The following is an 11336-nucleotide window of genomic DNA, read 5'->3' on the forward strand; positions in this document are numbered from 1 at the left end:
CAGCGACAAGCGCCTGCAAGGTCTCGAAATCACGCACTCGAAAGAGCTAGTGAATTCGAGAACTTTTGACCTCTCTCGAGCGTGTGATGTCGAGAGATTTCCGCGATGAACCAGACTTATGCAGTCGCCTCGGTCTTTTTATAAACAGGAGTATCCAAGCCCTCAAAGCGTGCCTTGAGCTGTAGTGACAAATAGCGGGAGTAGTGGCGAGACTGGTGCAGATTGCCGCCGTGGAACCAGAGTCCGTCAATGGCAGTGGGCTTCCACATATTGCGCAGTTCTCCCACCCATGGACCTGGATCCTTGGTGGTATCAGAGCCCAGACCCCAGCATGGGCCCACCGTGTCGGCAGCTTCCTGGCTGATTAATTGCGCCACCCAGTTATTCATATTTCCGTAGCCGGTGGCCAGCACAATGACATCGGCAGGCAACTCGGTGCCGTCGGTAAGCACCACGGAGTTTTCCTTCACGTGGTCAATGCTGACTCCCGAGCGCACAGGAATCCTGCCCTCAGCCACCAGCTCGGATGCTCCTACATCGATGTAGTAGCCGGAGCCACGGCGCAGGTACTTGAGGAAGAGCCCGGAATCATCATCGCCGAAGTCCAGCAGGAATCCGGCCTTCTCCAGCTTCTCGTAGAATTCCTTGTCATCTTCACGGATCTTGTCAAAGGCACCCTTTTGGATTTCTGGCAGCACCTTATAAGGCCAGGATGCAAAGAGGAGATCGGCGGTGTCGGTATCAATGCCAGCTTCGAGGGCATCCTCGGAGTAGAGCGGGCCAAAGACTTCACGCATGAGGGATTCTGAACGCACAATGTGGGTTGAGGTGCGCTGAATCATTACTGGCTTAGCGCCGTTGGCATAAAGATCGGCGCAGATATCGTGAGCGGAGTTATTAGCGCCCAGCACCACAACATTCTTGCCGCGGTCAGCATCGCCACCGGGGTGCTCGGAAGAGTGGCGGATTTCGCCTTGGAAGTTCTCTTCGCCCTGTAGGTGCGGGCGGTTGGGGGAGCCGGACATACCCGTTGCCATCACCAACTGAGTTGGGTGCAAGGTGGTTTCGGTGCCATCGTGATTGACCTGCACATCCCAGCGCTGCTCGGCTTCATTAAAGCTGGCGTTGAGGCATTCGGTCTTGGTCCAGTAGTCCAGGTCCATAATGCCCACATAGTGCTCCAGCCAATCACCCATTTTGTCCTTGGGGGTGAACACTGGCCAGTCATCAGGGAAGGGGAGATATGGCAGGTGGTCGTACCATACGGGATCGTGCAGGCAGAGGGAGCGGTAACGGCTACGCCACTGGTCGCCGGGGCGTTCGCCCTTATCCACAATGAGTGCTGGTACACCAAGTCGCTTGAGGCGCGCAGCCAGCGCAATGCCACCTTGACCACCACCGACAATGAGCACATAGGGCTGCTCGGAAACGCCCAGTGCAGCTTGGCGCTCCTGCTTGCGGTCACTCCAGTTGCGGGTGTCCTCGGTTACTCCATGGGAAGCTCCCAGCTCACGGCGTCGACCCTTGGGCTCGGGGAATTCCAGCAGCTCACGCGCAGAGGTCAGCAGGGTCCAGGCTTTGCCATCACGTAGGCGCACAATGCCAGTGCAGCTAAAATGTGCGGAATCGCAGCTAAAGTGCACGCGGGTCACACCATTGCCCTCATCGGCGGCATCGCCCTTGAGGGTGATATTGCGCAGCACGCTCTCTGGCCAGGTGGAGCTGATCATCTCGGAAATCTGGGCAGCACCCTCGGCGGTGGTGAGGTTCCACGTGAAGGCCAGGAGATCGCGCCAATAGCCGTCTTCTTCAAAAAGCTGCACCACGGCGGAGGCTGCGCTCGTGGCATCGGGAGCGCCAAGCGCTTCTTCGAAGGAAGCCAACCAGGCTTCAGCCGAGGCATTAAGGGAAGTGAGGGTGTTTGGTTCTGCTGTAGACACTTAAAGCTCCTTTGAAAAATCGAAGATAAGATCAACACATCTACAAAGTGGTTTACATCACCTTTGTCCTCAAGGTGTGGCGCAGGGCATAAATTGCCCCCAATTGTTTCACCCCAATATTTTCAAAGAAACCTCAAAAAACACACCACACCCTGCCCGTTTACTCAAAGTCAGTAAAAATGCAGCAGCAGCCAAACGTCACCCCCGCCCCGCCTCTACACCCCGCACCGCGCGCCGGGGAGATGTCGTCTCTTAGAGTTGATAAAAATTAACCAGGGAGGAAAGCGCATGGATCAGCATATTTTAGAGTTTTTCCTCCAACTGCGCACTCCGTCGCCCAACCCTCTGGTTGTTGCTTTTACGCATGTCACCGGTCCTACCGCCGCCCTAGCACTAGCAGCCATCATCAGCCTTGCCAAACGCAGCGTCTTCCCAGCAAGCGCTGTTCTCATCGCCAATTTATCCAGCACTTTGCTCAAAGCGCTGCTGCAGCGCCCCCGCCCCCAGATCGCCCCGCATTTAGTCACGGAAACCAACTTTTCCCTGCCATCTGGTCACGCCGTCGGAGCTGCCGCCCTGGCAACTGTGCTCACGCTGCTTTTCCGCAGATGGTGGGTCATCGCGATCTGGCTCCTCACGCTCCTCATTGGCCTCGCGCGCCTTTATGTAGGCGTGCATTGGCCCAGCGACCTGCTCGCAGGCTGGTCACTGGGCTGTGTAGTGGTACTCGGGGTTTATGGGCTGTTTAAGACACTAAAACTACCAACTGGAACCGCCACCAGCGCCGGAGAAACCACTGCTAAATGAGGTATTTGCGCTACCTGAAGAGGAAGCGCTGGACGCCGCGCTGACATCGGCGGCATGCCAGGTGCTGATCATGTAATAAGGCACAAAGGAGTTATAGCCAGTGCCCACGCGCCAGTTGTCATCATAAATTGCCGGTGCCGTGCGGTCGGTGGTGCGTTTAACGTCTTTAAGCTGCTTTTCGACGCCGCGCAGCGCGACTGCATAATCACGAATCAGGCGGGCGTACTCGTCCATAAAACTCGGCGAGGTTGGCGCGAGCTGCTCCACGCGAGAAATAAGGGTGCCCAAGGTGCTATCTACCAAAGAGTCCTTCTTATTAATGTCCAGGCGAGCTTCCTGCATATCCTCACGCAATTGGTTGAGCTCACGGCGGCGCACATCTTCATCGCCATGCTCCATGTTGTAGAGGGTATCGATATTCTCCTGAGCTTTTTCCATTTGTTTCACCGCGGTATGTGCCTTGGAAATGTCATCGGAAGCCCGCGCAAAATCCTTATCAGAGGAACTGGCTTTCAGGCCTTCTAGGCGTCCAAAAATATCGTTGACTTCTAGGAATCTCTCATGCACATCATCCCATTGGCGGCGCAGCTCATCATTAGCCAGTGGGGAAGTAAGGGAATGAGCACGGACATTAATGGCATCCAGGTCCGGAGCTACTTCACCATAATTACGCTGCGCATAATCAAAGTTTTCACGCGCGGCAGAGGCCTTCTTCTTACGCTCATGGCCAACCGCCCAGGTAGCAATCGCAGCGACCAAAACAACTACGCCACCGATAATTCCGGCAACCCAGCCTGCGCTTAATTCGGTATCCTCAGCAACTACTGAGGTATCAGCCACCGACTTTGCGCCCTCCACCATGGCCAAGGTGGTTTTGCCATCTTGCAGCAGGGGACGCATGGAATCGGTAATTCCATCAATGCGGGCTTGTTCCGCAATGCCAGTAGCTGCGGCAACGTCATTACCGGCATAGGCACCCATGGTGTTGGGATCAAAGCCGACAGCAATGATTACCACGCCGGGGGCAAAAGAATCCTCTTGAATAAGTGCTGGTTGTTCGGCGCGCAGATACTTTTCCACGTCATCATTGATGTTCTCGGTGCCACCAGAGAGGGTGATGTAATTGACCGACGTTACTTCCTCAGGGAAGTCGATTTTGAGAGTATCGGTTTTAAGGAAGTCCTCATCAGAGGCAGCGAGCTTATCTGCAGTATCTAGGACACTGACCTCAATCACCCCCTGATCAGTCATAGTGTCCTGCGCGAATGCGGGTGTGGCCATCACAAATAATGCACCAGCTGCGAGGCCACTAAAGGTCTTGGTCAGTGTGTGAGGTCTCATGGCGCCTAGTTTAGGCGGGGCTAGCAGAAAAAATAGGCCTATAAAGATATTGTGACCAGATCTCCACATAAGCGAAGAAGGCGACGTCGAAAAGCGTCTTTTTAGCGTTGGGGTGATGGATGTCGCTTTTGCCGGGCGCTTTCTGCCCACGCCCCTTTAATTGCCCTGGAACAGGGCTTATGTCATTGTGGCTGGAGGCCACGGAGATCTTTATGGGCGGTTTGCGGCGCGTAAGTTCTGTGAATGGTGCTGCCTGATACTACGCTTGAGACGAATAATTGTGAGTTCAATGAAGGGTGAAGATACGTCAATGAGCGCAACAAACCTGGCGGTTGAGCAGCTACAGCGCGTGCTCCTGCCGAGGCGCGGCGAGCCGGCGGATGTCAGGTCCCTATACCTGCTTGAAGCTGAGAACAATAAGGAACGCCTGGTATGGGAAGACCGCTTTAGTGTGGAGGTTCCCGCTGGCGCAGAGGTGTCTTTCCAGACCTACTTCAACGCTTTCCCAGCAAGCTACTGGCGCCGCTGGTCACAGCTGGATTCCGTGGTGCTGAAGCTGAAGGTCGCGGGTGAAGCCCGCATCGATCTCTACCGCTCCAAGATTGATGGTGCCCGCATCGGTATCACCGGTTCCGTGGTTAAAGATGATGTCATCGAATTTGAAGTATCGCTGGCACCTTTTGAGGATGGCGGCTGGATTTGGTTTGACCTCACCGCTGAAACCGATGCCACCATCGAGGAAGCTGGCTGGTTTGCACCTGTTGCCCCTAAGGCACAGGTCATGCCTGATGGCACCGAGGTAGGACCTTTTGAGGCCCGCGCAACTGTGGGTATCCCTACCTTCAACCGTCCAGCAGATGCCGTAGCAGCACTGGAGGCACTGGCCTCCGATCCTGCGGTGGACGCCGTGATTGACACCGTTATCATGCCTGATCAGGGCAATAAGCACCCTGCTGATGAGCCAGGCTACAAGGCTGCAGTAGAGCACTTTGGGGAGCGCTTTTTTGAGTTCCGTCAGGGTAACCTCGGCGGCTCCGGCGGTTATTCCCGCATTATGTTTGAGGCCCTGGGTGGCGTAGATGGCAAGGGTGCCGCAGGCGCGGCACAGAGCCCCTACATTCTGTACATGGATGATGATATCGCCATTGAGCCAGATTCCGTGCTGCGCGCACTGCAGGTAGCTCGCTACGCTAAGTCCCCAATTTTGGTGGGTGGACAAATGCTTAACCTGCAGGAACGCAGCCACTTGCACTCCATGGGCGAGGTTATTGACCGCGGTGACTTCATGTGGACCTCAGCTCCCCATGTGCACTATGACCATGACTTCTCCAAGCACCCACTGCATGACCGCGGCCAATTTGGCGATAAGCCAGATGCTCCCAACTCCCGTGACCTGCACCGTCGCATTGACGTGGAGTTCAACGGTTGGTGGATGTGCATGATTCCACGCGTGGTCGCAGAAAAGATCGGCCAGCCACTGCCACTCTTTATCAAGTGGGATGACGCTGAGTATGGTCTGCGCGCCGGCGCTGCTGGATTCCCCACCGCCACCTGGCCTGGTATCGCCATTTGGCATATGGCCTGGTCCGATAAGGATGACGCCATTGACTGGCAGGCCTACTTCCACCTGCGTAACCGCCTGGTGGTTGCTGCCATCCACCACGATGGCGATGTTGCAGGCATTGTAAAGTCCATGCAAAAGGCTACTTTTAAGCATTTGCTGTGCCTGGAATACTCCACGGTGGCTATTCAAAATGAAGCCATGAAGGACTTCCTGGCCGGACCTGAGCAGCTCTTTAATATTCTGGAAACCTCTTTGCCACGCATCGCAGCGATCCGCAAGACCTACCCAGATGCTGTGGTTTTGCCAAGCGCCACCGAATTGCCACGCGCAACTGGCGTACCCGGTGTTCCCACCAAGGACATCGGCGGCCGCCTTGCCCCCATCAAGAAGGCAGTGTGGCTGGCCAAGGGCCTCAAGCACTCCCTGTCCAAGGAAGATCCTGCTCACCACGAGGTGCCACAGGCCAACTTCGCGCCGATTGAGGCACGTTGGTTCAGCCTGTCCCGCGTGGACGGCGCCACTGTGACCACGGCCGATGGCCGCGGTGTGGCCTACCGCAAGCGCGACCGCGATAAGGCCAAGGAGCTGGGCAAGGAGTCCCGCGAGTTGCAGAAGCAGGTGGCAGAGCGTTTCGACGGACTACGCACCCGTTATCGCGCAGCCCATGCAGAACTCGTTAGCCGTGAGGCATGGGGAAAGGTTTTTGATGAGCAATAAGGAAGTCCAAATCCTGGTGGAAATTCAGGATGCTTTGGTGGATTTACCTGGCGTTATCCCAACCGCTCGCACCTTGAGCTTGATGGGCGAACACGCTGCTGGCTGGATGGCCCTTGGTGCCACCGGCGCTGCGCTGGATAAAAAGCGCCGCAACTCCTGGGCTGGGCTTTTTGTGGCGGCCTTGGCCAGCCACGCTGCCTCAGTGATTCTCAAGCGCGTGGTGCGTCGTCCACGTCCGCATGATGAAGTCATCAAAATTGGCGTGGGAACTCCCTCCAAGTTGAGTTTCCCTTCCTCCCATGCCACCTCAACCACCGCGACTATGGTGTACTTGGCCCGCATCACCAAGTCACCTGTGCCACTGCTCGGTATTCCCGTGATGGCACTTTCGCGTATGGTTCTCGGAGTCCACTACCCAACAGACGTCCTCGCAGGTGCCCTGCTGGGTGCTGCAACTGCAGAGACCGTCCACAAGATTGAAAGGGCCATGAAGTGAGCGAACCCGTAGCTGAGAACCATCGCGAACATCCCAATTTCCTCGGCTCCGAGCCACATACCTCGGCCCTTGAGCCAGATGGTAAAAAGAAGCAGCCACCTAAAAACCTGGCCGATGCCATGGTTAAGGCACTGCGCCCCAAGCAATGGGTTAAAAACGTGCTGGTACTGGCCGCCCCTTTGGCGGCCGGCGCCGATGCGATCTTCAACCAACGCACGCTTCTCGACGTAGCCCTCGCCTTTGTAGTTTTCTGCTTTGGCGCCTCCGCCATCTACTTGGTTAATGATGCCCGCGATGTGGAAGCTGACCGCGCGCACCCAACCAAGCGTTTCCGTCCGATCGCCGCCGGAGTGCTGCCAGTAGGAATGGCCTATGCCATGGCTGTCGTCCTCATTGCGCTGGCTATTGGACTGTCCTTCTTGGCTACCGATGGCGTGGCACTGGCTACTGTGATCGGCGTTTATATCGTCTTGCAATTGGGATATTGCTTCGGTTGGAAACACCAGCCGGTGATCGATATTGCCCTGGTGTCCTCTGGCTTTATGCTCCGCGCGATGGCCGGCGGTGTGGCTGCCGGAATCGAACTTTCCCAATGGTTCCTGCTGGTCGCAGCCTTCGGCTCCCTCTTTATGGCTTCCGGTAAGCGTTATGCAGAAATTTTGCTGCACGAGCGCACAGGCGCCAAGATCCGCAAGTCCTTGGAAAGCTATACCCCCACCTACCTGCGCTTTGTATGGACCATGGCGGCAACCGCTGTGGTGATGTCCTATGCACTGTGGGGCTTTGACCTTTCCCAGCAGGCTCATGATGGTGGCCCTTGGTACCAGATTTCTATGGTGCCTTTTACCATCGCTATCCTGCGTTATGCCGCTGGTGTTGATACCGGCGACGGCGGAGCTCCTGATGAAGTAGCTCTTAACGATAAGGTGCTGCAGATCCTGGCCTTGGGCTGGATCCTCTGCATCGTGATGGCTGTTTATGTCATGCCAATGCTCTAGAAGTTTGAAAAATCTATAAACATTGACCCTGCTGGTTTATTCCAGCAGGGTTTTTGTTTTGCTGAAGGTGGCTCATCAAAAAGCTAAATACGGTGCGCAGTATGTCCATTGCCGTATTGACCCCCTGGTGGTGCTAGCATTTGCCCTCATGACGTTTAGCACCCCGCGTCCGGAATTTGAGCCCGGGAATTCCCCAACACCAGCGCCCGATGAGTCAGCTGCGCAACACCCACGCGCAACTGAAACTATGCGTCGGCCCGTGGCTGTAGGTGCACACCGCCAATCGCTAAAAACACTCAAGCCTTCTGGCGCTGAGATCACCTTCCTCACCACCTTTTTGGCAGCTATTACCGCTGGTATCTTTGCCTTTTGGGCAGGGTGGACCCGCAAATGGATGAGTGATGATGGCCTCATTGTGCTGCGCACAGTGCGCAATCTTTTGGCTGGTAACGGCCCAGTTTTTAACGCCGGGGAGCGCGTAGAAACCAATACCTCAACGTTGTGGCAGTACTGCATTTATGTGGTTGCCCGCATGACGGATTTGCGTTTGGAAGATATCGCACTATGGTTGGCGCTAATTTTCACCACGGTGGCGGCGGTTATCGGTGTGTTGGGCACAGCGCATTTGTACCGCAAGAGGGTGGCCATCATGCTTCCAGCAGGCATTATTGGCTATTTTAGTTTGTCTCCGGCGCGTGATTTTGCCACCTCTGGTCTGGAATGGGGCCTGGCCATCATGTGGATTTCTATCCAATGGTTGCTGCTGGTGTTGTGGTCAACCTCGGGACCGCGCGAGCAGGCGTCGAAAAGCGCTACCTCAGGTGGCGCACCCGGTGGGGTGCTCCGGGCGGGCGCCATTACCTACGCGCTGGCTTTTTGGTCTGGTTTGAGCTGGCTGGTGCGCCCTGAACTGGCGCTTTATGGTGCGCTGACTGGTTTGTTGCTGCTTATTTCTGCGCCACGTTGGCGGGTTGCACTCGGAATTCTTGCTGTTGCACTACCTATTCCCGCTGCATATCAGATTTTTCGCATGGGCTATTACGGTTTGATGGTGCCACACACTGCCGTGGCAAAGTCGGCATCGGATGCAGTGTGGGGGACTGGTTGGGCGTATGTTGAGGATTTCACCGGGCCTTATAACCTGTGGTTGGGTCTGGCCTTGCTCATTGGCGCAGCAGCTTTTAGTGTCTGGCGTTTGGATGCTCAATTGCAGGCACCGCAGGGCAGGGTAGGGTTACGCACTCCAGGAATGTCCATCACGGTCATTGTTATTTGCGCGCTGGTGCACTTCCTTTACGTCATCCGCGTGGGTGGAGATTTTATGCACGGCCGTATGCTGCTGCTTCCACTTTTTGCAATTTTGCTGCCTGTAGCCGCTATCCCCATCAATGTGATTAATCGTGGCTGGCAGGATTTTGTGGCGCTGGCTTTGGTTTTTGCCACTTGGGCCTGGTCATGCGTGATTTTTGTGCAAGGCCATCCGGGGGAAAATACCAGCGCAGATGTGGTGGATGAGCGCGAGTTCTGGATTGGATTTACTAATCGTGAACCTGGCGATGCACCACTTTATGCAGAAGACTTCCTGGGTGCGGCCTCGCTGAATGACTATGTGGAAGTTATGCGGGATCAAACTTTGGTCCAGCCCACTGGCCAGCAGCTGAGCATTCTCACCATGGATGAACCTGCGGAGTTTTCCTGGATTACCACTCCCCGGGTGGAGGGCGCTGAAGCGGGCGACCTGGCTAATCTTCCACCAACGATTTTCCATGTGAATCTGGGCATGACCTCTATGAATGCGCCGCTTAATGTGCGTATTACTGACCTTATTGGTTTGGCCACGCCACTTGCTGCACGCCAGCCACGTATTGAAGGTGGCCGCATTGGCCACGATAAGTTGATGGCTCTGGAATGGCAGGTGGCAGAATCGGCCACTCCTTTGGCTTATAGCCCGGGCTGGCTGGATACGGAAATGATCTACCAAGCACGACAGGCCTTGCGGAACCCAGAATTGGTGGAGCTTTTCCAGACCTACCGCGAGCCAATGTCTCAAGATCGTTTTGTGAAAAATATAAAGTTTGCCCTCACAACGGGCCGAACCTTGGAAATTTCCGATGATCCGGCAGATCTTTTAAAAGATTTTCAAGCTACCCCGGCGGAAGACCAACAAGGACTCCCACAAATATCCTGGCCTGTGAATATACAGTTGGATGAACCCCGTGGAGGGCCTTTATACGCAGCTCAATAAGCCCAAAATTACATCAAAGTGATTCCTTAAAACTTCCCAAGAGGATCACAAGTTGGTAACGTATGGCCCGGAAAACAAGATAGGCAACTAGAGGTGTCGACGGTCCGAACTGTCGAGTAGTTCGTATCCATTTGCCCGGAGGAGAAACATGTCCCTACGTACAGCTGCTGGCGCGGCTAGCTCGAAACTAATAGCCCTCTTGGTGGCCATTGCCGCCGCCGCTGCTCTCCTGGTCGTTGGAACCGGTACTGCATCAGCTGCCAACCGTGACTGGTTGCGTGCCGACAGCACCGGTTCCTGTGACTGGGATGGCGTCGGCTATTGGGTACAGCGCTGTGATGTCTGGTCCCAGGCGATGGGTCGAAATATCGCAGTTCAGGTGCAGCCCGCACAGCGCGGAGGCAACGCTGGCCTTTACCTGCTAGACGGCATGCGCGCCACCAATTACTCCAATGCGTGGTTGGTTGATACCAATGCAGCTGCGCTTTATGCGCCCAATAACATCACCCTCGTGATGCCAATTGGTGGTGCAGGTTCCTTCTATGCAGACTGGAATGGTCAGGCTTCCCTCTCCTCCTCCGATCCCGTGATCTACATGTGGGAAACCTTCCTTACCTCTGAGCTTCCTGCTTATCTTGAGCAGAACTTCGGCGTTGCGCGCAATAACAACTCCATCGCTGGCCTGTCCATGGGTGGTACTGCAGCGCTGAATCTGGCTGCTAAGCACCCAGATCAGTTCCGTCAGGCGATGTCTTGGTCTGGTTACCTCAACACCACCGCTCCAGGTATGCAGACTTTGCTGCGTCTGGCCCTGCTGGACACCGGCGGATTTAACGTCAACGCTATGTACGGCTCCATCGTGAGCCCACGTCGCTTTGAAAACGATCCTTTTTGGAACATGGGTGGTCTGGCCAATACTGATGTCTACATCTCTGCTGCTTCCGGACTCTGGGGCCCAGGAGACTTTGGCGTTCCCCTGGATCAGCGTCTTAGTGGCTCTGCGCTTGAGGCTGCGTCCCTGATTTCCACTCGCCTCTGGGAGTCCAAGGCTCGCCTGCAGGGTCTCAATGTCACCGCTGACTATCCTGCCACCGGCATCCATGGCTGGGGACAGTTCAATTCCCAGCTAGTTAATACCCAGGGCCGCGTGCTCAACGTCATGAACGCCTGGTAAAAATCTAGCGCTTTTCGACGTCCCCCTAGCGCCGCGCCTCCCGCATCATTGCGG

8 protein-coding genes are annotated in these 11336 nt (G+C 55.6%); 6 read left to right on the forward strand and 2 right to left on the reverse strand.

The window, feature by feature from the left end; all coding sequences use genetic code 11:
* Nucleotides 1-116: 116 nt before the first annotated feature.
* A complete protein-coding gene (locus SFC07_RS13010; protein WP_411208741.1) occupies nucleotides 117-1940 on the reverse strand; it encodes an NAD(P)/FAD-dependent oxidoreductase in 1824 nt (607 codons plus the stop codon).
* A gap of 288 nt (nucleotides 1941-2228) precedes the next feature.
* On the opposite strand from SFC07_RS13010, the gene SFC07_RS13015 reads away from it, so the two are divergent.
* Complete coding sequence (locus SFC07_RS13015; protein WP_411208743.1) at nucleotides 2229-2747, forward strand: phosphatase PAP2 family protein; 519 nt, start codon at nucleotides 2229-2231, stop codon at nucleotides 2745-2747.
* Here SFC07_RS13015 and SFC07_RS13020 read toward each other — a convergent pair.
* Entirely contained in the window at nucleotides 2700-4088 is a 1389-nt protein-coding gene (locus tag SFC07_RS13020; protein WP_411208744.1) for a DUF5129 domain-containing protein, read from the reverse strand. The genes SFC07_RS13015 and SFC07_RS13020 overlap by 48 nt on opposite strands.
* A 310-nt stretch (nucleotides 4089-4398) precedes the next feature.
* Between SFC07_RS13020 and SFC07_RS13025 the strand changes: the two genes are divergently transcribed.
* The 5 genes from SFC07_RS13025 to SFC07_RS13045 all read left to right on the forward strand — a co-directional run bounded on the left by SFC07_RS13025 (nucleotide 4399) and on the right by SFC07_RS13045 (nucleotide 11282).
* A complete protein-coding gene (locus SFC07_RS13025; protein WP_411208745.1) occupies nucleotides 4399-6369 on the forward strand; it encodes a glycosyltransferase in 1971 nt (656 codons plus the stop codon).
* Complete coding sequence (locus tag SFC07_RS13030; RefSeq protein WP_411208746.1) at nucleotides 6359-6865, forward strand: phosphatase PAP2 family protein; 507 nt, start codon at nucleotides 6359-6361, stop codon at nucleotides 6863-6865. The genes SFC07_RS13025 and SFC07_RS13030 overlap by 11 nt, the downstream gene beginning before the upstream one ends.
* Nucleotides 6862-7863: a decaprenyl-phosphate phosphoribosyltransferase gene (locus SFC07_RS13035; RefSeq protein ID WP_411208747.1), complete on the forward strand. Its 1002-nt coding sequence runs from the start codon at nucleotides 6862-6864 to the stop codon at nucleotides 7861-7863. Before SFC07_RS13030 ends, SFC07_RS13035 begins: the two co-directional genes overlap by 4 nt.
* 148 nt (nucleotides 7864-8011) lie before the next feature.
* The gene (gene zomB, locus SFC07_RS13040; RefSeq protein ID WP_411208748.1) at nucleotides 8012-10108 is read left to right on the forward strand and encodes a flagellar motor control protein ZomB; all 2097 of its coding nucleotides are present in this window, start codon (nucleotides 8012-8014) and stop codon (nucleotides 10106-10108) included.
* Nucleotides 10109-10256: 148 nt separating this feature from the next.
* Nucleotides 10257-11282: an alpha/beta hydrolase gene (locus SFC07_RS13045; protein WP_411208749.1), complete on the forward strand. Its 1026-nt coding sequence runs from the start codon at nucleotides 10257-10259 to the stop codon at nucleotides 11280-11282.
* Nucleotides 11283-11336 lie beyond the last annotated feature (54 nt).

It is taken from the genome of Corynebacterium callunae, from assembly GCF_046592015.1.
GTDB classification, from domain to species: Bacteria; Actinomycetota; Actinomycetes; order Mycobacteriales; family Mycobacteriaceae; genus Corynebacterium; species Corynebacterium callunae_A.